General features: G+C 68.5%; 19 protein-coding genes and 3 pseudogenes. 4 read left to right on the forward strand and 18 right to left on the reverse strand.

What is annotated here, in order from left to right; translation table 11 throughout:
- Positions 1–252: 252 nt before the first annotated feature.
- The 5 genes from AB0E77_RS10050 to AB0E77_RS10070 all read right to left on the reverse strand — a co-directional run bounded on the left by AB0E77_RS10050 (position 253) and on the right by AB0E77_RS10070 (position 7,000).
- On the reverse strand, positions 253–1,350 hold the full coding sequence (locus AB0E77_RS10050; RefSeq protein ID WP_361568185.1) for an IS110 family transposase: 1,098 nt from the start codon (positions 1,348–1,350) through the stop codon (positions 253–255).
- 710 nt (positions 1,351–2,060) lie between these two features.
- The gene (locus AB0E77_RS10055; protein WP_055469169.1) at positions 2,061–2,753 is read right to left on the reverse strand and encodes an SDR family NAD(P)-dependent oxidoreductase; all 693 of its coding nucleotides are present in this window, start codon (positions 2,751–2,753) and stop codon (positions 2,061–2,063) included.
- 123 nt (positions 2,754–2,876) lie between these two features.
- Entirely contained in the window at positions 2,877–3,200 is a 324-nt protein-coding gene (locus tag AB0E77_RS10060; RefSeq protein WP_043382939.1) for a putative quinol monooxygenase, read from the reverse strand.
- Positions 3,201–3,255: 55 nt separating this feature from the next.
- On the reverse strand, positions 3,256–4,080 hold the full coding sequence (locus tag AB0E77_RS10065; protein WP_361568188.1) for an alpha/beta hydrolase: 825 nt from the start codon (positions 4,078–4,080) through the stop codon (positions 3,256–3,258).
- A 160-nt stretch (positions 4,081–4,240) separates the two neighbouring features.
- Positions 4,241–7,000, reverse strand: a complete 2,760-nt coding sequence (locus AB0E77_RS10070; RefSeq protein WP_361568190.1) for an AAA family ATPase — start codon at positions 6,998–7,000, stop codon at positions 4,241–4,243.
- Between the two features lie 116 nt (positions 7,001–7,116).
- On the opposite strand from AB0E77_RS10070, the pseudogene AB0E77_RS10075 reads away from it, so the two are divergent.
- Positions 7,117–7,444: pseudogene (locus AB0E77_RS10075) on the forward strand (helicase); the annotation flags it as partial.
- A gap of 156 nt (positions 7,445–7,600) precedes the next feature.
- On the opposite strand, the gene AB0E77_RS10080 reads toward AB0E77_RS10075, so the two are convergent.
- From AB0E77_RS10080 to AB0E77_RS10110, 7 genes are all read right to left on the reverse strand, one after another.
- Positions 7,601–8,842 (reverse strand): low temperature requirement protein A, encoded by a 1,242-nt coding sequence (locus AB0E77_RS10080; protein WP_361568193.1) that lies wholly within the window; start codon positions 8,840–8,842, stop codon positions 7,601–7,603.
- Entirely contained in the window at positions 8,839–9,198 is a 360-nt protein-coding gene (locus AB0E77_RS10085; protein WP_361568196.1) for a hypothetical protein, read from the reverse strand. The genes AB0E77_RS10080 and AB0E77_RS10085 overlap by 4 nt, the downstream gene beginning before the upstream one ends.
- Before the next feature lie 406 nt (positions 9,199–9,604).
- A complete protein-coding gene (locus AB0E77_RS10090; RefSeq protein ID WP_361568198.1) occupies positions 9,605–11,062 on the reverse strand; it encodes an aldehyde dehydrogenase family protein in 1,458 nt (485 codons plus the stop codon).
- Between the two features lie 122 nt (positions 11,063–11,184).
- Positions 11,185–11,409, reverse strand: coding sequence for a hypothetical protein (locus AB0E77_RS10095; protein ID WP_361568201.1), 225 nt, complete (start codon positions 11,407–11,409; stop codon positions 11,185–11,187).
- A gap of 224 nt (positions 11,410–11,633) precedes the next feature.
- The gene (locus AB0E77_RS10100) at positions 11,634–12,488 is read right to left on the reverse strand and encodes an IS5 family transposase (RefSeq protein ID WP_361568203.1); all 855 of its coding nucleotides are present in this window, start codon (positions 12,486–12,488) and stop codon (positions 11,634–11,636) included.
- 92 nt (positions 12,489–12,580) lie between these two features.
- Positions 12,581–13,552: a recombinase family protein gene (locus AB0E77_RS10105; RefSeq protein WP_361568205.1), complete on the reverse strand. Its 972-nt coding sequence runs from the start codon at positions 13,550–13,552 to the stop codon at positions 12,581–12,583.
- 332 nt (positions 13,553–13,884) lie between these two features.
- Positions 13,885–14,355, reverse strand: a complete 471-nt coding sequence (locus tag AB0E77_RS10110; protein ID WP_164420001.1) for a nuclear transport factor 2 family protein — start codon at positions 14,353–14,355, stop codon at positions 13,885–13,887.
- Positions 14,356–14,516: 161 nt separating this feature from the next.
- Here AB0E77_RS10110 and AB0E77_RS10115 point away from each other — a divergent pair, with 161 nt between their 5' ends.
- A complete protein-coding gene (locus AB0E77_RS10115) occupies positions 14,517–14,960 on the forward strand; it encodes an Rrf2 family transcriptional regulator (RefSeq protein WP_361568208.1) in 444 nt (147 codons plus the stop codon).
- A gap of 358 nt (positions 14,961–15,318) precedes the next feature.
- Here AB0E77_RS10115 and AB0E77_RS10120 read toward each other — a convergent pair whose 3' ends face one another.
- A complete protein-coding gene (locus AB0E77_RS10120) occupies positions 15,319–16,287 on the reverse strand; it encodes a hypothetical protein (protein ID WP_328660051.1) in 969 nt (322 codons plus the stop codon).
- A 531-nt stretch (positions 16,288–16,818) separates the two neighbouring features.
- Between AB0E77_RS10120 and AB0E77_RS10125 the strand changes: the two genes are divergently transcribed.
- Positions 16,819–16,983 (forward strand): hypothetical protein, encoded by a 165-nt coding sequence (locus AB0E77_RS10125; protein ID WP_159042893.1) that lies wholly within the window; start codon positions 16,819–16,821, stop codon positions 16,981–16,983.
- Here the strand turns inward: AB0E77_RS10125 and AB0E77_RS10130 are convergent.
- Together AB0E77_RS10130 and AB0E77_RS10135 are read right to left on the reverse strand one after the other, a co-directional pair.
- Positions 16,950–17,078, reverse strand: a pseudogene (locus AB0E77_RS10130) (transposase); the annotation flags it as partial. The gene AB0E77_RS10125 and the pseudogene AB0E77_RS10130 overlap by 34 nt on opposite strands.
- 769 nt (positions 17,079–17,847) lie before the next feature.
- Positions 17,848–18,567, reverse strand: a complete 720-nt coding sequence (locus tag AB0E77_RS10135) for a site-specific integrase (RefSeq protein ID WP_361568211.1) — start codon at positions 18,565–18,567, stop codon at positions 17,848–17,850.
- Between the two features lie 268 nt (positions 18,568–18,835).
- Here AB0E77_RS10135 and AB0E77_RS10140 point away from each other — a divergent pair, with 268 nt between their 5' ends.
- Complete coding sequence (locus AB0E77_RS10140) at positions 18,836–18,973, forward strand: hypothetical protein (protein WP_361568214.1); 138 nt, start codon at positions 18,836–18,838, stop codon at positions 18,971–18,973.
- A 2-nt stretch (positions 18,974–18,975) separates the two neighbouring features.
- Here AB0E77_RS10140 and AB0E77_RS10145 read toward each other — a convergent pair whose 3' ends face one another.
- The 3 genes and pseudogenes from AB0E77_RS10145 to pulA form a co-directional block, all read right to left on the reverse strand.
- The gene (locus AB0E77_RS10145) at positions 18,976–19,740 is read right to left on the reverse strand and encodes an IS5 family transposase (protein ID WP_361568216.1); all 765 of its coding nucleotides are present in this window, start codon (positions 19,738–19,740) and stop codon (positions 18,976–18,978) included.
- A gap of 120 nt (positions 19,741–19,860) precedes the next feature.
- Positions 19,861–20,610 (reverse strand): annotated as a pseudogene (locus AB0E77_RS10150) (transposase family protein).
- 829 nt (positions 20,611–21,439) lie between these two features.
- Positions 21,440–25,027 (reverse strand): pullulanase-type alpha-1,6-glucosidase (gene pulA / locus AB0E77_RS10155; RefSeq protein WP_361568218.1); only part of this gene is annotated, 3,588 nt, incomplete at its 5' end.

Below are 25,027 nucleotides of genomic sequence, written 5' to 3' on the forward strand. Positions count from 1 at the left end.
TCTCGTCGCGCTGGGAGAACGACGCACCCCGGTACGGACGGATAAGCGGGTGCGATCGCGAATCAGGCACCCGAGAAAGCTACAGGCACACGGACCACTCAGGAGCACCGACCACATCATGCGCGCCAACGCGTTCGACCTCACGCCGAAGCCGCACCGGAGCGCTCCGGTGCGGCTTCGGCGTCTCACGGATCCGGGCAGAGACCCCGCCATGACGGACCGCGGCGGAGCCTCGCCGTATCACCGACGCCCCTATAACGCGGGGGCGCGGGAAACTGGTCTGACCAGGTTGAAGACCTCGCGGGCTGCGTATCGCTTGAGGCATCGGATGATCTCTCGTCGGGTCTTGCCCTCCTGGGTGCGGCGTTCGAAGTACGCCTGGGTGCGCGGGTCGTGGCGCAGGCGGGTGAAGACGATGCGATGCAGGGCGGCGTTGGCCTGCCGGTCGCCGCCGTAGTTGAGCCGGCGCGTGCGCCGTCGGCCGGAGGAGTACTCGATGGGGCTGACTCCGCAAAGGGCAGCAAAGGACGCCTCGGTGTTCAGTCGCTCGGGATTGTCTCCCATGGTGATCAGGAGAGTGACGGCACTGTCCGGACCGATGCCCACCGGTTCGAGCAGCTGTGGGGCGTGGTGTTCGACGAGCCGGGTCAGGCGTTGGTTGAGTTCATTGATCTGCGCGGTGAGCTGTCCGATGCGCTCGGCGAGCATGCGCAACGTCATGTGGGTGGCCTGGGCCACCGCGTCCTCGTCTCCCCCACCGTCGTGCGGGCCGAGGCGCGCGCAGGTGCGGAACAACTCGGCATTGCCCAGGCTCGACAGCCGTTCCCGCAGCGCGGGGTCGGCGATGACCAGGACGGCCTTGAGCTGGTTGATCGCCTGGGTGCGGGCCTTGACCGCGGAGTCCTTGGCGAGCTTGTAGATCCGGGCGGCGTGCACGGGTCCGTCGCCGGACTTGGCCCGGGCCTGGGCGCGACCGCTGAGCACGGCCCGTGCTGCGGCCTGAGCGTCGAGCGGGTCCGACTTGCCGAGCAGCCGGCGGGCCGTGCGGTCGGGCCGGTTCACTTCGAACACCTCGACGTGTTGAGCCAGCAGGTACCGGGAGAGGCCCGCTCCGAAGGTACCGGTGCCCTCCACGCCGGCCCGGCGCACCGTCCCCCGCTTGCGGGCCCAGACGAGCAGCTGTCGGTAGCCGGCCGCCGTCGCCGGAAAGGACTCGGTTCCCAGGACCTTTCCCAGCGGGGAGACCACGGCGGCGACATGCACCTCGCCGTGCGTGTCCACGCCCAGGACCACCTCGCGCCGATTGGGCGGATCCATGCTGGAGGAGGTGCTGCGCTCTCTGGTCGTCATGATGGTTCGCCTCCCACGTGCTCACGTGCTGGGTGGATGGCACCGGCCCGCTCGGGCGGTCTGAACCGTGATGGCGCCTGGAACTCGGCAAGGCCCCTATAGGGACACGCCCTGTGGCTCGGTACCAGCAGAAACCATCCCGCAACGACAGTCGACAAGCCTGTGACTGGACACTTCGGTCAAAGATCTCAAGAGTCAGACCCCCGTACGGGACAGCATCGCGCAACCGTCCCATCGTCCCCGGTGCATCAGCACGTCCCGACCACAGCCGGATGGCTTCGCCCGAACCAGTGCCCAACCTGGCTGGAGCAGGCTGAGAATGAGCCGAATCCCCGCCCACTCGTGACCGGCAATGACGGACAGCCGTCTGGCCCGCCGCACGGTCGTCCCTTCATCGACCATCACACGAACGGCTTCGAGTCCTCTTTCTGGTACACGGCTGTGCACAAGTCATATAGCGGGCACCGACGGCCCGCGATGCGGCGAACTCGGTGCGCTGGTGGCGTTCCCGCTCCCGGTGGGCCTGGGCTATCTACTGCAGGACGATCCCGGCATCAGCGGGCCAGTCCTATTTGAAAGAAGCGGACTTAACGTCTAATCAGGGGCTTGGCGACTGAGTCCTGATTCCCTCGGTAAGGGCCCGTCGGCCCTTACCGGTGCGCCGGGTGGGTGTGGTTGCCAGGACTGTCGCGGGGTCGGACCTGCCGCCGTCACCAGGGGAGTGTGCCGGCGCGATCGGTCACCGTGCCGGTGGGCGTGTCGGGCCCCAGGGTGGCGATACGCACCGCCGCCTCCGCGCCCTCCTCGACGCTCTGCCCGATGTGGCCGGTGAACTCGGTCGCGGTCTGGCCGGGGTCCACCGCGTTGAAGCGGACGTCGGGGATCGTCCTGGCGTACTGCATGGTCAGCATGGTGACCGCGCTCTTCGACGAGCCGTAGGCGGCGAGCGGATACTGCGACTCGACCCGCTCCGGGTCGTGGGTCAGCGTGAACGACCCCAGACCACTGGTGACGTTGACGACGGACGGGGCAGCCGCCTTCCGCAGCAGGGGCAGGAACGCGTGCGTGACGCGCACCAGACCGAAGACGTTGGTTTCGTAGACGTGGCGGATCTGGTCGGCCGTCATGTCCTCGGGGGCCGTCACTTCACCGAGGATGCCGGCGTTGTTGACGAGAACGTCCAGGTGGCCGGCCCGCGCGCGCAGCGTCTCGACCGCCGCGCCGACCGACGCGTCATCGGTCACGTCCAGCTGGACGAAGCCGGCGCCGAGCCGGTCGGCGGCCTTGCGTCCGTTCCCGGCGTCCCGGGCTCCGATCCAGACCGTCTGGCCCGCCTGGACGAGTCGGCGCGCGATCTCGTGGCCGAGGCCCCTGTTGCCGCCGGTGATCAATGTGGTGGTCACGTCGTGTCTCTCCTGTGCGTGTCGTCGGAGCGGGTGCTCCCGGAAAGCGGTCACCGGGAGCACCCGCGGGATCGGTTCGCGGCGGTGCGGCCCGCCGGCGTCGATGCCGGCGGGCGTCCGGCGCTAGTGGGCGGGACGGAACGGGCGCAGCAGGCGGATGCCGTCCTCGATGGATCCGTCGATCAGCTCGAGCATCTGCGGGACGAGTTCCCGCATCCGGGGCGCGGCGAGGTGTGCGTCGAGGTGGGCGCGTGTCTCCCAGCGTTCGTAGATGACGAACTCGCCGGGTCGGCCCTCGACTTCGTGGGCCTCGTAGTCGATGTTGCCGAGGTCGTTGCGCGAGGGGGTGACGGCGGCGGTGATGAACGCCTTGAGGTCGTCCTCCCTGCCCGCCTTCGCCTTCGCGTCCCAGACGACGGTCACGTAGCCGGTGGGTGTTGCGGTCATGGTCATTTCTTTTCTGTTCCGGGCTGACGGGCTGTGTGTCGGTACCGGGCCGGTGTCAGCTCTCGATGAAGTCGAGGAGGTCGGCGTTGACGGTGTCGGCGTTCACGGTGCACATGCCGTGCGACAGCCCCGGGTAGACCTTCAGGCGCGCGTTCTTGACCAACGTGACCGCCATCTCGGCGGAGTCGGTGATCGGGACGATCTGGTCGTCGTCGCCGTGCATGATGAGCGTGGGCACGTCGATCGCCCGGAGGTCGTCGGTGAAGTCGGTCTCCGAGAACGCCTTGATCCCCTCGTAGTGCGCCTGCGCGCTGCCGGTCATTCCCTGGCGCCACCAGTTCTGGATGACGCCCTGGGAGATGTCCGCGCCCGGGCGGTTGAACCCGTAGAACGGCCCGGAGGCGAGGTCGAGGTAGAACTGGGAGCGGTTGGTGGCCACGGCCTCGCGGAAGCCGTCGAAGACCTCGACCGGCAGCCCTCCCGGGTTCGATTCGGTCTGGACCATGAGCGGCGGGACCGCTCCGATGAGGACGGCCTTGGCGACCCGCCCGGCACCGTGCCTGGCGACGTACCGGGCGACCTCTCCGCCACCGGTGGAGTGGCCGACGTGGACGACGTCGCGCAGGCCGAGGTGCGCCACCACGGCGGCGGCGTCCGCCGCGTAGTGGTCCATGTCGTGCCCGTGGCCGACCTGGGCGGAGCGCCCGTGCCCGCGGCGGTCGTGGGCGATGACACGGTAGCCGTGCTGGACGAGGAACAGCAGCTGGGCGTCCCAGTCGTCCGAGCTCAGCGGCCAGCCGTGGTGGAACATGACCGGCCGGCCCGAGCCCCAGTCCTTGTAGAAGATTTCGGTTCCGTCGCTGGCGGTGACGAACGGCATGGTCTGCTCCTCGTGGTCTCGCCCGGGTACCGGGCGGATTCGATGTCTCCACGAGAATGGCTCGGCCACCGTACCGACAGCCTCCGTCAGCTGACTGACATCCGGCCGACGGCTCGCTTACGTCAGTACCGGGGCAGTGCTGAGACCCGACCGGTAGCTCTCACAGCCCGGTGGCCGGAAGTTCGGGAGGCAGCGCCTCCAGAGCGTCGCGGAGCCCGGCCCGCGACGTGATCCCCAGCTTCGGGAACACACGGTAGAGATGCGATGACACGGTCCGCGGCGAAAGGAACAGACGCGACGCGATCTGCGGGTTCGACAGCCCCGTCGCCGCCAGCCTGGCGACCTCCAGCTCCTGCGGGGTGAGGGCCTCACCGGCCTTGCCCCGGCCGGTTCGCGTCATGCCGGTGGCGCGGAGCTCCGCCGCGGCCCGGGCCTCCCACGAACGGGACCCGAGTTCCTCGAAGCGGTCGCGGGCGGCAGCCAGCTGCACCCGGGCGTCACGGTTGAGTCCCTGCCGGCGAAGCGCTTCGCCGTACGCCAGACGAGCATGGGCGACCTCGAAGGGCCACTGCTCGACGCCCGGCAGTGCCAGTGCCTCCTCGAAGCACCGGACCATGTCCTCGGCAGCCGATGTCATCGCCGTGACCGTGGCCGAGCTCAGCGCGAGCCGTGACGAGAGGCGGCCGACACCGGCGTCGCGCAGCGCGTCCGCGTGCCGTCGCGCCTCCGCGTGCCGCCCGGTGCGCACGGCGGCCTCCACGAGGTCCGGCGCGGACCACACGGCCTCGGGGTTGAACGGCGGCAGCACGCCCGGGTCGCAGATCGCCGTGGCGTGCCGGAAGGCCGTCTCGAAGTCGGCGGCGCCGAGGGCCGCCCGGGCCGCCGCTTGGTGGGCGCAGTTCTCCAGCCGCCGCAGTCCTCTGGGCCCCGACCATTCCCAGACGGCCTCGCAGTGGCGGCGGCATGCGTCGAGGTCGCCGCGCTGGGCCGCGGCCATCGCGGCGATGTAGTGCCCCACCTGGGCGAACAAGTGGTATCCCGTCTCCTCGGACAGTGCGATGAGCTCGTCCGCGGCGTCGGCCGACGGCTGCCACCGGCCGGAGTACAGGTCGTCCAGGGCGACGAACATGAGGGCCGGCATGCTCGACCCCACCGCGCCGCCGTCGCGTATGACCCGGGACACGGCCTCGCGACAGCCCGGAAGCCGGTCGAGGTACGAGGCGGTCAGGGCGGTGCGGACGACCACGTCGGCGTCACTCTGGTCCCTCAGCCGCGCGATCTCCTCGTCCAGGCGGCGCAGCATGCCGTCGGTGACGGAGCCGAGGTCGTGGTGGACGCGCCCCAGCGACGCCGCGGCGGCGGGCGACGCCGCGGGAAGCTGGGCGAGGACCTCGGACAGAGGCTGCCAGTGCCGGGGCCGGCCCGAGTACTGGCAGGCGAGGGTGAGGGTGAACAGCGCGGTCTCCAGCTCGGCGGACGGCGGACCGGGTGACATCGGCGCGTGCTCGATCGCTTCCATCAGCAGCGCGTGGGCGGTGTCGGCGTCCCCTTCCGTGACGAGCACGAGGAAGCCGGCCGTCGCGGCAGCCAGGAGCGACCGGGCCGCCGGATCGCCCTCGACCTCACGCATGATCTCGTGGCTGACCTCCAGATGACCCGCGACCCAGGCGGCGACGTAGGCGGCCCGCGACAGGCGGCGTCTGCGGACCGTCCGGTCGGGACTCAGCTCGGCCGCGCGCCGCAGCCTCGCGATCGCGCCGTCGGCGTCACCGCGTCGCATGCTGCTGCGGGCCGCCGACTCCACGGCGGCGGCGACCGCCTCGTCGGGCGCCGTCGTGGCTCTCGCGAGGTGATCACCGCGCCGCTCGGGCTGGTCGCCCAGCGCGTCGGCCAGCCGGCGGTGGGCGCCGCGCCGCTGCTCGCCGGTGGAACCGTCGACCACCGCGGCCCTGACCAGTGGGTGCCTGAAGCGCACCACGCGGCCGTTCTCCGCGACCATGACCAGGTGGTCGCGCTCCGCGGGAGCGAGCCCGTCGAGCCCGCCCGGCCCGCCGGCCGCCTCGAGAATGCCGATGTCGCCGGAGCCCTCGAGAGCCGCGAGCAGCAGTACCTCGCGCGTTCTGTGCGGCAGCCGCCCGACTCGGGCGCTGTATAGAGCGCGCACGTCCCGTCCCTGGCCGCTCGCCCACCCCGCCCCTTGGCCGTGTTGGCCGCCGGACGCCCCGGCGGACCCGGCGAACTCGAGCAGAGCCAGGGGGTTTCCCTGCGCCTCGTGCGCCACGGTCGAAAGGACCCGACGGGGGAGGTGGGCGAAGCGCCGGGACAGCAGTCGCAGGGCGTCCGAGTCACCCAGCGGCGCGATCTCGAGCTCCGGCAGGCCGGTGGACCGGAAGGATGCGTCGGACTCCGTTCGCCCTGCTCCGAGCAGCCCGATGCGGCGACCGCCCAGTCTTCTGGCGACGAACCCCACCGCAGCCCGGCTCGCCTGGTCGACGGCATGAAGGTCATCGACCACGAGGAGCAACGGCCGCTCCTTCGCGGCCTCGTCGAACAGGGACAGTGCCGCGTTCAGGACGGCGATCCGGCTCGGCGCGGGACCGGCGCCGAGACCGAGGGCGACCTCGAGGGCCTCCCGCGTGGAACGCGGCAGACGACCGAGCTCGTCCGGCAGCGAGCCGACGAGCTGATGGAGCCCCGCGAAGCTGATGTCCGTCTCGTACTCGTCGCCGCTCCCGCGGACGACCCGCATTCCCTTCGCCACCGCCAGCTCGGCGGTCGCGTCCAGGAGCGCCGTCTTCCCCACGCCCGGATCACCGGTGAGCAGCAGGACGGCTCCGTCCGTCCCGGCCATGTCCAGGAACGCCGCAAGCTCTGCGAGCTCGCCCTCCCGGCCGACCAGCCCAGTCGGGCCGACACCCATGCCTGTCCTTGACTTCGCCCACATCCGCCGTGTCCCTCGCTCTGCCTCGCGAGGCGGTCGAACCACCAGCCACGCACTTGACCAGCGATTATCGCACCCACCGGCAAACGGAGTGTGAAGCCATCTGCTTCGCCGACACCCGCAGCTCCCAGACGAAGATCATGCAGAACACCCGTCGGGCGCTGCGGCCCCACCGCAACGACAGCACGAAGGCCACGCGGGTCATCGTGCCGGTCTCTCCCCCGGCCTGGCAAAGACCCGGCCGGCATGGTCGCCTCCGCCGGCTATCGCCCCTTCGTCGCCGTCCTCCGAGGCCTGCGCAGTCGTGATGAACGACTCGTCGAGCAGCTCGCATCCCGCGCCCGCACCGGCGGACAGCGCAAGATCCACGTCCGACGCGACGAAGACGGACGGATCATCGGTGCCGACACCGGCGGCGAGGACGTCGTCCAGGGCCAGCGGGTTCGCGGTGCCGAGCGGGTGCGTCCCCGTCGTCGGCGTGAACAACGTGTCGCCGTCGTTGAGCAGGTGCACCGGGCACACGGCACGAGCGCCGTCGTACGCCGTGCCGGCCAGGTTCCCGCGGCGGCGAGGGTTCCCTCACGGAACTGGCACCGCGGCGCTTTCCTCGCCCTTCCGGCGCTCCGGGCTCGCCCCGAGCGCCGTCAGCGTCACCCCGGCTGCCACCGCCAGCACCGCCACCAGCCCCGCCGCGAGCACCGCCCAGTGACCCAGGAACGTACAGACGACCACCAGCAGCGCCGTGGCCGGCAGCACCGACTGCTGGGCGATCCCCACCTTGTAGAAGCGCGAGTGCAGCGCCCACACCGTGAGCAGGAACAGCGCTGTCGGCAGCGTCACCGCCGCCGACGCCGACAGCGCCGAAAGGTGCGCCTTGCCCACCGCCTGCTCCACCGCCACCTCCAGGCCGGCCCCGATCGCGGCACCCGAGACGAAGATCAGGTAATGGCCGTAGCCCCAGAGGAAGGACTGCCGGTTGGAGCGGAGGTGCCCGTGGATGGGGACCGCGAAGTACACCCACCAGGCGGCGAAGATGATCAGCAGTCCGCCGGCGGCGATGGGCAGCAACTCACCCAGGGCCTCGTGCTCGTCGATCCCCGACTTCACGGCGACGGTCGCCGCCGCGATGGTCTCGCCGAGCACGATGAGCGTGAGCAGCCCGTACCGTTCGGCGATGTGGCGGGGGTGCCACGGCGTGGGGTGGGCCCGCTCCGCATACAGCGGTACGGCCATCTCCAGCAGCGCCATCACCAGGAAGACCCACGGGCGGCCGGCCTCCGGCAGGGCCAGTAGCCCCAGCCAGCCGATCTGGCACAGCCCGATGGCGTACCGCAGCGCCATCGTCCGCTCGGGGCCCTGGCTCGACCGCGCCACGCGCAGCCACTGCGCCGTCATGGCGAGCCGCATGATCACATAGCCCAGGACGACGACCAGGTACGCGTGTTCCTCGAACGCCTGGGAGACGCCTGCCGTCAGGACGAGCACGCCGGCCATCTGGATCAGCGTGACGATCCGGTACAGCACGTCGTCGTTGTCGTAAGCCGAGGCGAACCACGTGAAGTTCATCCACGCCCACCAGATGGCGAAGAAGATCATCAAGTAGTTGAGGATCCCCTCGCCCGTGTGTCCCTCGACCATGGCGTGCACCAACTGGGCGCCTGCCTGAGCTATGGCCACGATGAAGCACAGGTCGAAGAAGAGCTCCAGTGAGGAGACGCCGCGGTGGGTCTCATCGCGGCCTCGCGCCGTGAGCCTGCGCAGTGGTCTGTGGTGTGCGGGCGCCGCGGAGCACACCGGCGGCGGAGCCGGGCTGCTTGTCATCTGGTGAGCCAAGCTCCGAAATGCCGCTGCAGTCGGGGATTGATCTGCCAGACCATCGCTGCTGCCGCCGCCGGGACGAGTACAGCGAGTCGCACCGGCAGGTACAGATCCTCCAGAACAGGGTTCGTGGCCAGGCCCAGCAGGACGATGGTGGGGTAGATACCGCACACGGTGAGGAGCCACAGTTTCCAACGCCGGACGGCGGCCGGAACGGTGGGGCCGAGCCGGGGCTCGGCGTTCGCGGACGCGTCCCGGCTCTGCTCCCGGAGCGTGTGCCGGATGTCTGTCACTGCCGGTGGGCTTGGCAGCCCAGGATCGTCGGCACCGTAGGCATGGGAAACAATTCTCTCGTTCATGGACCACTCCAAATCGAAATGCTGCGTGTCGTTGTAATTCCATCGGTTCCTGCTCGACCGAGGCGATGTTGGCGCTGCGTGATGGGCTGCCCGCGCGCAACAGCGGCAGCAGTTGCCGGGTGAGCAGCACAGGGCTCAGATGGTTTCGCTGGGTCTCGGCCAGAGCGGACAGGTCGGCGATGTATTGCTCGGCCCCGAAACGCTGCGCGATCGGCACCGGTCGCTGCGGGGCACGACCGTGCAGAAGTAACTGGTGCACGACTCCGCAAGCTCCTCAGCCAGAGCGAGACCAAGACCGTTCGTCGCTCCGGTGATCAGAATCGACGCCTGGTGCAACCTTCCCGTGCAGGGGTCAAGGCCCGACGGCCCGGCGCCCAGGTGGGCGCCGGGCCAGGTCATGATCTGATCAGTGAGCAGACTGGGCGTGGTCCTGCTCCACGTACACCTTGAGGGCCTGGAACTCCTCGATCGCACGCGGGCCGCACAGATAGCCGTAACCGCTGCCCTTGACGCCGCCCTCCTCGAAGTCCTCGCTGATGGCACCCCAGGTGTTGATCCATACCGTGCCGGTGCGGATGCGCCGGGCGATCCGGCGGGCCTTCATCGAGTCCGAGCTGAACACCGAGGCGGCCAGGCCGTAGATGGTGGCGTTCGCCTTGGCCACGGCGTCGTCCTCGTCGTCGAAGACCTCGAACGTCTGGACCGGACCGAAGACCTCTTCCTGCACGATCCGGACGTCGGTGCGGTCCACCTCGATCAGGCTCGGCCGGTAGAACGCACCGGCAGCCAGCGGGCCGTCGGTGACCACACCGCCGCGCAGCAGCACCGTGCCGTACGAGGCGGCTTCCTCGACGATCGCGTCCACCCGCTGGGCGGACGCCCGGTCGATCACCGGGCCGAGCTGGGCCTTCTCGTCGTCGCCCGACCCGAGCCGCACCTGCGCGAGCGCGGCGGTAAGCCGAGTGCGCACCTGGTCGGCGATGTCCCGGTGAACCAGTACACGGGAGCCGGTGCAGCAGAACTGCCCGTTCATCAGCACCAGCGACTGCACCACAGTGGGGATCACCATGTCCAGATCGGCGTCGGGAAAGACCACCATCGGCGCCTTGCCGCCCAGTTCCAGACCGAGCCGCTTGAGCGTGGTGGAGGCCGCAGCCGCGATACGACGCCCGACCGGCGTACTGCCGGTGTAGTTGATCACGTCGACCTTGTCCGAGGAGACCAGGAACGGGGCCCCGGTGTTGCCGGACTCGGTGAACACGCTGACCACGCCCGCCGGGATCTCCGTGACCGAGGCCAGGACCTGCGCGAAAAGCTCATTGGTCAGCGCCGTCTGAGCCGGAAGCTTGACCACGACGGTGCAGCCGGCGGCCAGCGCCGGGCCCAGTGCCCGCACGGTCAGCATGATGGGGGAGTTCCAGGGAGAAATGATCCCGGCGACACCGAGCGGCTCGGGTACCGAGTGGGTGTACTGGCCGGGTGCCGTCTCGGCGGCGCGCCCGGCGGTCTGAGTGCGCACAGAGGCCGCCGCGTACCGCAGCCACCCGACCGCACCGCTGACCTCCCACGTGGTCTCACCCAGCAGCTTGCCGTTCTCCCGGGACAACATGGCCGCAACCTCGGGTACCCGGGCCTCGAGGGCGTCGGCCAGCCGGCTGAGCGCGGTCGCCCGGAGCGAGGGAGTGCGCGCCCATTCGGTGGTCTCGAACGCGGCGGCGGCGGCGTCCACGGCGGCCGAGGCCTCTGCCTCGCCACCGTCGTAGAACGAGCCGACGACGGTGCCGTCGGCCGGGTTGATCGATTCCAGAACCGAGCCGGAGCCGGTCCACTGTCCGTTGATCCAGTGCTGCGCGATGGTGTTCATGGTCCGCTCCTCGTGGTCTCACCCGGGTACCGGGCGGATTCGATGTCTCCACGAGAATGGCTCGGCCACCGTGCCGACAGCCTCCGTCAGCTGACTGACATCCGGCCGACGGCTCGCTCACGTCAGTACCGGGACAGTGCTGAGACCCGAGCGGTGGCTCTCGGTGGACGCCAAGTCCACTTCTGGTAGCGGCCTCGTCCCGGCTGCTCGAGGAATCCTTGGCGAGCGAGTCGTCCCAGGCGGGAGCAGGTGACGTTGATCGAGGGCTCGTCGGTGGGCAGGTCGAGGTGCTCGTGCAGATCGCGGACACGGAACACCTTTCCGGGGTGCTCGTTGAACATGGTCACGATGCGCTGGTAGACGGTGGCAATGGCGGTCTCCGCGGGGGCCGTTGTGTGGTGGGGAGGGGTGAGGCCGTCGATGACTTTGCGGGTGGCGGCGAGCTCGGCCAGGCGGGCTTCTGTCTCGGCAAGGTCGGTGGTAAGCCGCTCGATCTACTCGCGCAGGTGGTCAGCGCGAGCTGCGGTTTCATCGTGTTCGGTCTGCAGCAGCCGCAGGAGTTCGCAGACGTTCACGCGGCCAGCTCCACGTCGTCCCGCCAGGTGGGAGTAGGGGCGGTGAGGCGGCGGAGCACGCCGGCGGTGGAGGCCCAGTAGACGCGGGAGGTCGCGTTGTCGGGCCGGTGATCGTAGTTTCGGGCCAGGCGCCGCTGCAGCATGAGGGTGCCGTTGACCTGCTCGACCACCCACCGCTTCGGTTGCGGGACGAAGCCTTTCCCCTCGTCGTCGAGGTTGCGGCGAACCACCTCGACGGTGATGTCCTTCACCGCCCCGTGGATGATCCCGGCGTCCTTGAAACCCTGGTCGACCAGGACCTTCTCCAGGCGCATCCCGCACCGCTCGGCCGCTTGGTCCAGCAGGGCGATGCCGGCCTCGTTGTCGTGTGCGCTCGCGGCCAGAACCACCACTCCGATGATCAGACCCAGCACGTCGACGGCGAGCCCCCGCTTCCTGCCGGGCGTCTTCTTGTTCGCGTCCAGTCCCGTCGTCTCCTTCGGCACCCCGGCCGCCACGCGGACGGACTGGGTGTCGATGATCACCAGGGACGGGTCCTCTAATCGTCTGGACCGCTCCCGCACCTGGCAGCGCAGGATCTCCTGGATCCGCTGGTCGAGGCCGTCCTGGCGCCACAGGGTGAAGTAGTAGAACACCGCCGACCAGGCCGGGAGGTCGTGCGGCAGTAGCCGCCACTGGCAGCCCGTCCGGTTCTGGTAGAGCAGCGCGTTCACGACCTCGCGCAGGTCGCAGGAGCCCGGGTTCCCGGTCGCCGACCGTGCCACCCGCTCCTGCTTCCACGCGGTGACCAGCGGCTCGATCAGCGCCCACTGCTCGTCGGACAAGTCGGTTGCGTACGGCATCCGTTCCATGCCCGAGACCCCACCATGTACACGCCATGACACGAGGACGGAACCGCCCCATCACCCACGAACGGGCGACACCACATCATCAGGAACGGGACTTAACGCCCTCTGAGTACGTGTTCGCGGCCGTCGCTGACTTCGATGAGGCGGATGACCACGCTGTCCTGGCTGCCGTACGGCCCGACCCAGCCGCGGTACGTGCGCAGGGCGGGGGCGTCGTCGGTCCATTCGCCGGTGACGGCCGGGCCGCCCTCTTCGAACCGGAGGACCGCGAGGTACCGGGTGGGCTCCGGCTGGTCCGCCGTACGCGGGGCGGGAACGTCCCTGGCCTTCAGGGCGGCGAAGTCGGCGTGCGCGGCCTCGACGGCTTCGGGGTACGCCTCGCGTTTGGCGTGTTCGGCGAGCGCCCGGTAGATGCTGGCGACGGAGGGGTTCTGTCCCTTGCGCTTGCTGGTGGGGGTGATCAGGTCGGGCTGGATCTGCTCGACGGACTCGCCGCCCGCGCGGCACCGGAGCACGGTGTGGAGCATGTCGGCGGTGATGACCGGGGGTCGGCCGCCGTGCTTGCCCTTGCGGGCCGCGGTGTCGAGCCCCTCCAGCGTCGACTCCGGGATGTTCTCCCGTTCGGTCTCCGCCATCGCCGCGAAGAACGCGAACAGCAGCTTGCCGGGGCCGGTGGGGTCGTAGATGCCGGGCAGGGGCCCGGCGAGCATCTCCAGGACCAGGCCGTGGGCGGTGAGGTGGTCGGCGAGCACGGTGAGTTCGGCGGCGTCGCGGCCGAGCCGCTTCATCTCGTACACGGTAAAGATGACGCGGCAGTGCGGGGCGTGGGCCTTGACCTCCCGCGCCGTACGAGCGACTCCTCGAACTGGGCCCTCCGCGGACGCGGGTGCTGATCTTCTCGCTGAAGATCTTGTCCCTCGGGATGCCGTGGCCCGCAAGGCGTCGAGCTGGGAGTCGTCGTCCTGCCCAATGGCGGAGCAAGGGGCGCGGGTGGTGCCGTCTCTTACGCCGGCCTCCGCGCCGGTTCTCGTGATCGTCACGGACTCATGGCAGGCCGAGCCCTCCACGGTCCGCGCACGCGTGGAACTCGTCCACGGTCAGCGTCGGATGCGCAGGGCTTGGCGGCATGGGGAAGGGCAGTCCGGCACCGCGTACCTCGATGATCTTTGGGGTGGGGTCTCGTCGCAGCCGTGTGTCTCGTGGAGGCGGGCCCGGAGAACGTCACTCGATGTGGGTCGTTGCCCTACCTGCCGGCCAGGGCTGCTGATACTCGATGAGTCGGCCTGCCGGGTCGTGTCGGCGGTTGGGTGCGAACAACAACTTCGTTCGAGAAGCAGCGCCGGGTATGCGGCCCGAAGAAGGGAGTGTCTTGTCGCATACTCGGCGCTGACCGGCAGAGTTACGCCGTCGTGGCTGCTGTCTCGGTGGCTTCGACTGCGGACTTGAAGTCAGGGTGGACCCCGATTTGATCAAGCCACACGCTCATCGAGTTGTAGCAATTGAACCTTTCGATCTTTCCGTCACGGAGGTACCAGAGGTCCGCCGCCGGCACGTCGATCCGGTTCCCGGTCGGTGGGATCTCGCCGACCGGAGTCGGAAACCCTCCGAGATGCGTGCCCTGGATTCGCAACTCGACGGCGACGACATCACCGAACGCATGTACCTCGAGCAGCTCACGGTGCACATCGGGGAACGAGCGGGCGAGGCCCGCGATCACCTGAGGAATCTGCTCTCCGCGGAAACTCTGCGAGGTCGACATGTCGTTGAACGACCCGTCCTCGGTGAACAAGGCCAGGAAACCGTCACCGTCGAGAACGCTCCCTTCCGCGAGCCGGTAAGCCTCGCGAATGGTCTTTTCGTTACTTTCCATTCCTGTTCTCCTTTGAGTTCGCAACACGCTCACGGTCCGCACTTGTCTTTGATTGACCCTTTCCGACTGTCGTAACGATAGTTGTTACGTCAGATTGTCGCAACCTTCACTGTTGCGACTGCGCTGTCGTAACATGGAGCGTTGCGACCGGAGGAGGGGTCATGAGCGCCAACAGCAGGCTGACCATTGCCGCCCATGCGCTGGCCTGGATCGGTCTCTACCAGCGACAGGGCCACGAGGTCGCCACCTCCGAGCAGATCGCGACCAGCGCGAACACCAATCCCGTGGTGATCAGGCGGCTGCTCGGCGAGCTGCGCAGGGCCGGGCTCGTGGAGTCCCGGCGGGGCGTGGGCGCGGGCTGGTCGCTGACGCGCGAACTGGGGTCGATGACCCTGCTCGACGTGTACGAGGCGGTGGAACCCGGCCCGCTGTTCGCGATGCACCGCACCACCCCGGACCAGGGATGCGTGGTGGGTCACGGCATCCAGCCGGCGATGCAGGGCATCTACGAGGGCATCGAGAAGACCCTGAGACACGAACTGGCCCGCGTCACGCTCGAGAAGGTACTCCGGGACGTACTCGCGGCACCTCGCCAGCCTCTCTGATCAGCTGGGCGACCCCGTGCGAACCGTAGGGTTCGGCGTGGGTTCTGCCCACCGGGGCGGAGTGACGTGAGCGTGGAGACGGAATCCGGCGCCGAACGCGTTGGATCCACCGCCGGAACAGACGGCGGGCGCAGGCCGAGCTCACCGCGGACCAGGCCGTGCTCGTCCAGCGGCTCTACGCCGACGAGCGGGAGAAGACCGTCCAGCAGCTCCCCGACAGATCCGGCGTGCCCCGTTTCACGGTGCACGGGCGCCTCGACAAGCCCAGACCGTCCCCCGCCAGGCCCAGAAGGCTGCGACCGCCCACCCAGCCGGACAGCCGGACAGACCATCAGCTGCCGCAATGATCGGCAGACCCTTAGGCCAGGACGTCGACGCGCCCCGAGCACGCCCGCTGAATGGCCTGCAGGTCCGCCCGCGCAGGGCCGGCTCTTCCGCCGTGGACAGCTGTCCGCACCTTCGCCTCGATCTCAGCCACCACCTCGTCGGTGAGGAACGGCAAGCCGATGCGGCGGTAGCCGGTGTCCACGGGCGTGGACAGGCCGAGCTTGACGGCGTCCCAAGCCCGCAGCGCCGCTTTCTGCTCGTCGGTGTGGCCGCCGCCCGCCTGCCGCCCGCCGCGCAGCCGCCGGATCCAGGGCTTCGCCGTGCTCGTCGTGCTGCGGCTGCGTGCCTGGTCGAGCTCGTCGAGGTCTCTCAGCAGGGTCTGTGTGTCGGCGTGGATCTGCGTGCACAGCTTCCGCGCCCGGGCGAATGTCTTGTGGGTGACCACCGCAGCGGCCACCACGAGCGTCAGGCCAGTGGAAATCAGAGGCACCGGGTGCGTGGCGACGAACCGTGCCCCCAGGAAAGCCACCACGGCGAAGATGCCGGTCACGTTCGCCAGCGCCCGGAAGACAGCCGCTCGCTGGATACGGCTCGCGAGCCGCTCCAGGACGTGGTCCTTCGGCTCGGCGATCCGAGACAGGATCGTCAGCGCGATGTAGATCAGTGCCAGCGAGAGCGCGGCCTGCCGGTAGTTGACCGGCTGCGCCGTGCCGTCGAAGACCTTGACCAGACTGACGATCGGGCCGGGGACCGCGAAGCTCCCGACGATGAACAGGATCACGAAGATTTTGAGGATGCCCTCACGGAGATGGTTCGCCTTCAGGTAGCGGTTCAGGGCTGGCATCCCGGAAAGTGCCACCACCCATCCGCTGATGAAGAGGAACTTACCCAGCCCCCGCTGACCGTCCCGGAAGAGCAGGTCGCCGTACATGATGCTCGCGAACCCCAGGGGAAGCAGAGCGAGTTGCCCGTAGGTGCGCACGGTGCGGACCGTTGTCATGGGCCCACTGTGCGAGACCGCACCGGTCGGCCGTGCTGATTTGAGGTAGGCCAGAGGGTTTCGGCGCCGTACGACGGTTGTTGGTTCGCTTACCTGCCCGCGCCGCGCTCGGATTGCGCCTGCCGTCAGCCGCTGCTCGGAGACATGCCTGCCCCGACCCGCCCGCGCGTGGGCTTTCGCAGGCCAGTGACCGGCTGGTGAGTGATTGGCCGACGATTTACTACCAACCCATTGACTGTTCCGAGCCGAACGGCGGTGATCGAACCTGAGGGATCCCGTTGACACCGGTACAGCTCGTCACGACTGCCGATCAGGTAAGGGCTCTTTCCCGGATTGCTGCCCGCTGCACCGCATCGTCTTCACCCGGCTACGTCACGACCCACGCACCCTGGCGTACTACGAAAGCCGCACCCAGGAGGGCAAGACCCGACGTAAGATCATCCGATGCCTCAAGCGGTATGCGGCCCGCGAGGTCTTCAACCTGGTCAGACCAGTGTCCAGCACCCCCGCGTTATAGGGGCGTCCTGGAGCATGCCCACGAAGCAGCGGCCGTCCACCGTGTCGCTAGCCGCACGGCTGGGCACCGACTCCAAGACCGTGTGGAACTGGCTGCATGGAAAGTCGCGGCTGTCGGCGGGCGGCCCCACCAGCTCCTCTGAGAACAAGGCGGCGTTCGCCTGTCGGTCGCCGCCGTAGTTGAGCCGGCGCGTGCGCCGCCGGCCGGAGGAGTACTCGATGGGGCTGACTCCGCAAAGGGCAGCAAAGGATGCCTCGGTGTTCAGCCGCTCGGGACGTCGCCCGTCATGGCTGCGATCGCGAATTCAGCGTCCCTGAGAACAGCGCTGGCAGACAAACTGCATGACGAGCCGAACGCGTCACGCGGGCACGCACAGTCAACTTCACAGTGATGCCCCACCGGAGCGCTCCGGTGGGGCTTCGTCTCATGGCTCCAGGTGGAGGCCCGCCAAGGATGCTCCCCGGCGGGGCCTCGATCTACACCGGCGCTGTCACGCGTCTGTCACCAGCTACGCCGACGCCACCGGACCGCAAAGCCCTGACCTGCTACAACGCACACACCATGGACTGGCCTGGACGCCGATAGACGGTCTCTACAACCTGTGCCATGTGGTACCCAGTGAGGGACCCAGGATCAGGACCGGAGCGTCTTCTGGCCCGTCAAAGCGGTATTGCAGGGTGTTGGGTGGTGTCTCGCTCACGCCCCAGACCCTCTCACGTCTCACGAAATCTCACACAGCCCGGGGAAGCCGGCGGCTCGATGCACCCGCGGCTCGACTCGTCGGGCTCCGCCGACGGCCTCGTCGATCGAGTCTGAGCCTTTCAGCGTGTACACGCGCCCCTGACGCAGCGTGACCTGCGGACCGCACTCTCTCCTGGTCCTCGCGTCGACGCGCTGCCTCCTCCATCAGTACAGCTGCCAACTGTTCCGAGTTTGCAGCAGAGCATGTGGTGCCGTCCTGAAGGACGGGACGACGTAGCGGGAGACCTTTCGGGCCGCTCCGATCGCCACCTGAGAACCACCCTCGGGAAACGCCGTCGAACTCACGCACGCCCCTCCGCCTCACCGTGCAGGCCATCCCATGTGGTGGCGGCTTCGCGGAGGTCTTCCACGTCTGGCTTCACGTACCACTTCTTCGTGGTCTTCACGTTCGTGTGCCCAGCCCACCGGGCGAGGATGTGATCCGGCACGCCGTTGTTGGCAAGGAAGGTGAGGCAGGAGGCACGAGCGTCGTAGAGACGTACTCTGCGCAGGCCAAGAACCTCCATGAGCCGGTACGCGCGCCTGCGGAGTTGCTTGATCGTGAAAGCCTCCCCGGTCTCGTGCACCACGACGTACCCGGAGTCCGAGTAAGCCTCACCGAGGACGAGCCTCTCCTTGGCCTGGAGGGTCTTGAACATCCTAAGGGCCATCAGTACTGGGCCAGGCAAAGGAAGATCACGTTCTCCGGCCATGGACTTGGTGTCCTTTTCCACGACGTATCGATTCCCCATCATCGTCCGGGTGTTGGCTATGGTGATCGTGGCATTACCCAAGTCGACGTCCTCCCATCGAAGTCCGCAGACTTCAGCAGGACGCAGACCCATGAGGGACAGCAGAAGGGGGGCATAGAGCCGTTCCGTCCTGACGCCGTGAATGAACATCTGGACTTCCTGAACGTTCCACGGCTTCACTTCCTGCTTCTTCTTCCGATCCTCCTTACGCGCCCTACGTGGAATTGTGACGTGCTGGGCCACGTTCACGGTCAGCAGCCGCCGCGTCACTGCGCGATTCAAGGCATCCTTCAATCGCGCAAGGCTCATTTCCACACTGGTCACCCCGAGCGGAGTGCCAGCTTTTCCGCCGCGTGCGCGTCCCAAACGTCTTTGCCGTGGGCAGTGGACGAGCAGCCGTATCTGTCGCTGAGCGTCTTGATCAGCGTCAGGCCGCGACCGCTCTCGTCGTTGTCGCCTGCCGAGACGGCGGCTGGGAGCCAGGGGTGCGGGTCACGGACGCACAGGAAGGGACGTCTGGGAGGAAGACGCGATCTGGTTGGCGATCGTCTTCCGCGAGCTGACGCCCATGGACCTGGACCTGGTGTTCTGCGATGAGGGTTACACCTTCGACGTTCGTCTGCGGGCGGGCACGACCGAGGCCGAATTGACGAACCTGGTGAATGCTGCGGGTTGATCTCAGCCCCTGGCGGCGAGCTGGAGGACCAGGATTGCTTGGACGAGGCTTGAGGTCCGGGTCGTCGAGCAGCGGAGCTTGCGGAGGAGTCGCCAGGACTTGAGGGTGGCAATGGCCCGCTCGACCGGTGCGCGGACCTTTGCGTGGGCTCGGTTGACGGCCTGCTGGCCGATGGAGAGGCTGTCCCATCGGCCGCGGTAAGGGAGACGGACCGTGCCGCCTGCACCCTGGTAGCCCTTGTCTGCCCAGCAGGTGATGCCGGCCTCGGCGAGTGCCTCGATGACGCCGTGCTCGCGCGCGGCACGGACGTCGTGGACGGCGCCGGCCAAGGCTGGTGAAGCCCACAGCAGACGCCCCTGTGGATCAGCTATGACCTGCACGTTCATGCCGTGCTTCTTGTGTTTGCCCGAGTAGAACGGGCGGTCGGCGGCGATGTGGTCGATGGGCAGGAGCGTCCCGTCCAGGATCACGTACGCCTTTGTCGACGCCGCTCGTACGGCTTCGGTGAGGGTGGGGGCGAGGGCGGCCAAGAGGTTGACGGCCTCGGTGATGTACCGGTAGGCGGTAGTGGTGCCGATCCCGAATCCGGCCGCGATCTGGGCGTAAGGCTGGCCGTTGCGCAGGTGGGCGAGGGTGAGCAGGGCCTGTCGGCCTGCGTTCAGGCGGCGCCAACGGGTTCCGAGAGCGCGGCGGTGTTCCCTCAGACGGGCGACGAGGAAGCGCAGGGCAGAGCTGGACACGTCGACGCCGGACGGGTAGACAAGCATGCGAAGCCTCTGGTGGAGACGGTTCTCTTGGTCGAAAACCCATCTACCAGGGGCTACAGCTGTCTGTCAGCCCAACTGCCCGGGTGTCATGGGAGGTTGGAAAGGGCTCACTGAGCTTCTTCAGCGTTGCCGCTCCAGAGTGAGGACGGCCTTGGCGATTGACGTCATGCGGTTGGGGCTGCACCGGGATCGACGGAAGATCCGCCAGGACTTCAGGCGGGCGACGCCGCGCTCGACGGGTGCCCGCGCTGCAGCCAGGGCACGGTTGCGGATCATCTCCGTGGGGGTGAGTTCCTGCAAGGGCCTGCGTTTGATGCCGGTGGTCAGCCAGGGGCCGGCGCCCTGGTAGGCGAGGTCGGCCAGGATGGGGACGCCTTGGCGTTCGCAGATGCGGATGATTCGGTGGGTGCGGGCGGCGGTCAGGTCGTGGGCTCGGCCCGGCAGCGCGGGTGAGAGCCACAGCAGTCGGCCTTCCGGGTCGGTGACGACCTGGACGTTCACGCCGTGGCGGCGGTGCTTGGCCGAGTAGTCGGCCCGGCTGTCGCCGACGCGGTCGCATTCGACGAGAGTGCCGTCCAGCAGGACGAACTCGGGATCTGCCTCGCGCAAGACCTTTAGCAGACCCGGCGTCCGTTCTGCGAGCAGACCGATGACCCTGCTGGTGTAGGCGTGGGCGGTGGACTCGCTGATCCCGAACCCGCCAGCGATCTTCGCCAGGGTGGTGTGCTCTCGCAGATAGACCAGCGCCACCATCGCGCGATGCGACGGGCGGAGCTTTCATCGCCGATCACCCTCGCGGGTGACGATCAGCATGGTCACCCACTCCACGAGCGCATGAGGCAGGTCGAGTGCGGCAGGATAGATGACCAACGAGGCCCCCGAGCAGCGTGATTGAGACGTCAGACATCTCGATCAACAGCCCGGGGGCCTCGCCCGTTGCGGCTCACGGCCATCACCCGATCGGTGGCCACATCGAAGAAGCTCAGTGAGGACCTGGCCGATCAGTACGTTCGGCCAGTTCTCGGGTTCCATGACAACGAAAACGTCCCGGGCTGCGCCGTTACCTCCCACCATGTAGGCAACCTTCGCCACCGGAACCGCGAGGGCCAGCGCCAGAGTGCACACCGTTTCAGTGACGGGCTCTTCAGCCCGCGGCCCTCGTTCGTGACGAAGCAGCGGCCTCGCCTCGTTCCCACTCTTGGCAAGGTCCTTTGAGCGGCACAGTCCAGCCGCGGTCATCACACCCCCGACGGACGGACCTGTGGAGTCGGCCACCTCTTCCTGGAGGACGGCATCCGAGCCGTGCGGGAACTGGCCGATCACCTCGTCGCCAGCAGGCACCAGAGACACACGACGACATGGCCGTGCTGATTCTCCGTTACGACGGAATGCGGGTCCGACCGATCCGGGCCGGGTGGGCGGTATGGCGTCTCGACATCGTGCTCGCACCGCGGGAGGAGGGCGGTGTCCCTCCTGATTCGCGGCGCGATGCAGGTGCCGACGGTCGTCAGGTCTGACCCAAGTGAGGACATCTGCCGCCGCTACCGAGGCATCAAACCAGCAACATGTTGCCTGTCGTGGGCCGGAAGGGCTTCCAGCGCACACGGAACAATGCCCTGTTTGTTGCCGGGTTCCGGCAACAAACAGGGCAGAGTCCTGTGTCACGTGTCGCCCTCTGTCTCCGGCGACGCCTCTGTCATCACTTGTCGGTGAAGACCGCGACGGTGCGGGCCGGCACGGTGAAGGTGCCGGTCTTCGCCGCGTACGCCGACTCCTTCACCGCCGGGTCCGCGCCCGCCGCCTGCACCGGGTGCAGCCGGTAGCCGGTCCCGGCCGCCGCGTCGACGCGCTGTTCCTGCTTCTCGGGCGTGGCGTTGAAGACGACGACGAGGTCGCCGAGGCTCATGGTGATCACCCCGGGTGTCTCGTCCTCGCCGGAGAGCGGGAAGGAGAGCCGGGACTGCACCTGCGCGGTCGTGGCGAGGGAGAAGTCCTTCTCGCCGCTGCGGATCCTCAGCAGGTCCCGGTACGCCGCCGAGGCGCCGTTGATCTGCGGGCAGCCGACCCGCACGGTGTCCAGCAGGGGCTTGGCGTAGGGCCACTTGTCCTGGTTGTCGGCGGCCGGTGGCAGGCCGCGGCCGAAGCCGTTGCCGTCGGCGCAGTTCCAGTGCAGGGCGTTGAACCAGTCTCCGCTGTCGTAGGAGTTGCGGTCCAGCGACTTGGAGCGCAGCAGGTCGGTGCCCGCCTGGGAGAGCGCCGGGCCCTGCGAGAGGGTGGCGGTCGCCATGGCGAGGACCTGCATGCGGGCCCGGTCGTCGGCGGACGTGTCCTTGGGCAGCTTGAAGGCGAGCGCGTCGAACAGGGACTCGTTGTCGTGCGCGTCGGCGTAGGCGAGGGCGTCGCCGGGTGCCGCCGCGTATCCGGCGGGGGCGCCGTTGTAGTCGACCTCGGAGCCCTTGACCTCCTTGCCGTCGGTGTCGGTGAAGGCGTAGTCGGCGAGGTTGCCGGTCAGGCCGACCTTGATCAGGTCCTGGTAGTGCAGGAGGCGGGCCTTCTGCTCGGCCTCGGTGCCGTTGGCCTTCGAGGAGTTGGGGTCGGTGTAGAGGCCGGAGGCGAAGCCCTGGACGCCGGGGTCCTCGTCGAAGGGGCCGCCGCCGCGCACGGCGTCGCGGGCCCGGTCGGAGAAGGTGGCGATGCCGGTGCCGGCCATGTTCTTCTGGGTGGCCTGGACGAAGCGGGCGTCGTCGGCGACCTCGCCGAAGTTCCAGCCCTCGCCGTACAGGATGATCTTCTTGCCGTCGACGCCGTCCTTCTTGAGCGTCAGCCCGTCCAGCGCCTTGCGGACCGCGAGGATGTTGGACTTCGGGTGGTGGCCCATGAGGTCGAAGCGGAAGCCGTCGACCTTGTACTCCTTGGCCCAGGTGACGACCGAGTCGACGACGAGCTTGCCCATCATGGCGTTCTCGGTGGCGGTGTTGGAGCAGCAGGTGCTGTTGGCGACCGAGCCGTCGGCGAGCAGCCGCTGGTAGTAGCCGGGCACGATCCGGTCGAGGACGCTGGTCTTGGCCTGGCCGCTCGCGGCCGTGTGGTTGTAGACGACGTCCATGACGACGCGCAGGCCGTCGTCGTTGAGGGCCTTGACCATCTTGCGGAACTCGACGGTGCGCTCGGTGCCGTCCGGGTCGGTGGCGTAGGAGCCCTCGGGGACCGTGTAGTGGTACGGGTCGTAGCCCCAGTTGAAGGCGTCCTTGGCGGCGGCCTTCGTCACGCACTCCTGCTGCTTGTCGGAGTCGGCCGGGTAGGAGGCGAGGTCGCAGTCGGGCGTCGTCCGCTCGGACTTCTTCTCGGGGATGGTGGCGATGTCGAAGGCGGGCAGCAGGTGCACGTAGGAGGTACCGGCCCCGGCCAGCTCGCGCAGGTGCTTGGAGCCGTCGCTCTTCTTGTCGGTGAAGGCGAGGTAGGTGCCCCGGTGGTCCGCGTCCGCCGTCGGGTCGGCGACGGAGAAGTCGCGGATGTGCAGCTCCTGGATCTGCGCGTCCCGCAGCGGCACCGCCTCGGGCTTGCGGTAGTGCTCCCAGCCGCGCGGGGCGAGGGAGCGGTCGTCCAGGTCGACGACGAGGCTGCGCTCTGAGTCGGTGGTCAGGGCGAGGGAGTACGGGTCGGTCACCTTGTTGGTGACGACCTTCTGGACACTGGGTGCCCACACAGTCACCGCGTACCGGTACTCCTTGCCTCGCCAGGCGGCTGCGGGGCCGGTCACCGACCAAGCACCGCTCGCGTCGTCACGGCGCATGGGGATGGTTCTGCCGTCGAGTTCGAGGGACACCTTGTGAGCCGTCGGTGCCCAGACAGTCAAGGACGCGGTGCGGCCCTTGAACATCGGCCCGAACACCGTCCGTTTCGCCTTCCCCGCGTACACGTCGTCGAGGACACCCTGGATCTGGACGCCGGTCGCGGTGGCCAGAGCACCGTTCGCGAGGCGTTGGGTCAGGATGAGCTGCCCGAAGAGGGCGTCACGCACTCGGTCCCGGTCACGTGGGTCGACCGTGTACGCCGTGTACGCCTTCAGGTGGGGATACGCGGCTTTCTGGGACTCGGTGAGCTGCGCGGGCAGCAGCCGCAGCCAGCGCCCCTCGCTGCTGAGCGCGCCGTCGTCGACGGTGATGCCACCGTCGCGGGAGTACACCAACTGGGTCGACGCGGCAGCCTTGACGTTCAGGGACGGGGGCAGGGTAACGGTGTCGGTGTCGATCCACTGTGCCTGGGCCTTGGTGATGTCGAGGTCCGGGGCCGAGCCGACCGAGGGCAGCAAGTAGCCGCTCTCCCCCGCGTTCAGCCAGACTTCGTTGCCGTACACGGCCAGATCCAGGGACCGGTCGCTGGGGATGTCCTTCTCGTCTCCCTTGTGCAGGATGTAGCTCAGTGAGGTCGCGCCTTCGGACAGCGGCACCTCGAAGGTGACCCCGTATGCATCCTTGCCGACGGGCTGCAGTGGCTTCGTCCAGTCCGTCTCCTTGGCGGAGCCGGTCCAGGTGTGCAGGCCCCATCCGTCGTAGTCACCGTCGGAGCGGTGGACGTGGATGACCGCCTTCGTCTTGTCCGGGGAGGGGTACACCCCGTCCGGCTTGGTGGTCGCCTGGCCCTCCTTGCCCTGCTCGACCCAGACCTCACCGGTCTGCGCCAGGTCGATGGTGCGCTCGCCGCCCTCCGCCGTGCCGGAGTCCTCGATCGTGTACGTCACCGAGTCCGATCCCTCCGGAACCCTCACCCAGGCGAAGGCGCCGTAGGCGTCCCGGCCGACGAAGCGTGCTTCCGTGTCCCCGGACTTGAGCAGGACGTTGTCGTAGTCGCCGTTCGCCCGCTTGTAGTGCACGACTGCGTGTGCGCGGTCCACGGCGCTCGGCTTCTTCGGCGTCGGTGCCTGCCCCGTCACGGTGTCGGCGAGTGTGCTCGCGGTGCGGCCGGCACGGTCGACCACCACGGCCTTGTAGCGCAGAGGCGTCCCGGCTGCCACCGAGTCGGGGATCTTCTGCGTGAACTTGTACGGAGCGTGGTCGGCGGAACCGAGAGTCTGCCATCTGCCGTTGCCCACCTGGGCGGCCAGGACGACCCGCGCACCCGCCGTCCGCCCCGGATCCGCCGAGATCGTCACCGTGCCCGTGGCACCCGCCTCCGGCGCCTCCAGCGACACGGACGGCCGCACCGACGGCCGCTTCAGCTTGTTCTGCGCACGCAGCACCACCGACGACAAAGCCGGCACCGTCACCTCGATGCGCCCGTCCTTCGC

It is taken from the genome of Streptomyces sp. NPDC032940 (assembly GCF_040636935.1).
Taxonomy (GTDB): Bacteria; Actinomycetota; Actinomycetes; order Streptomycetales; family Streptomycetaceae; genus Streptomyces.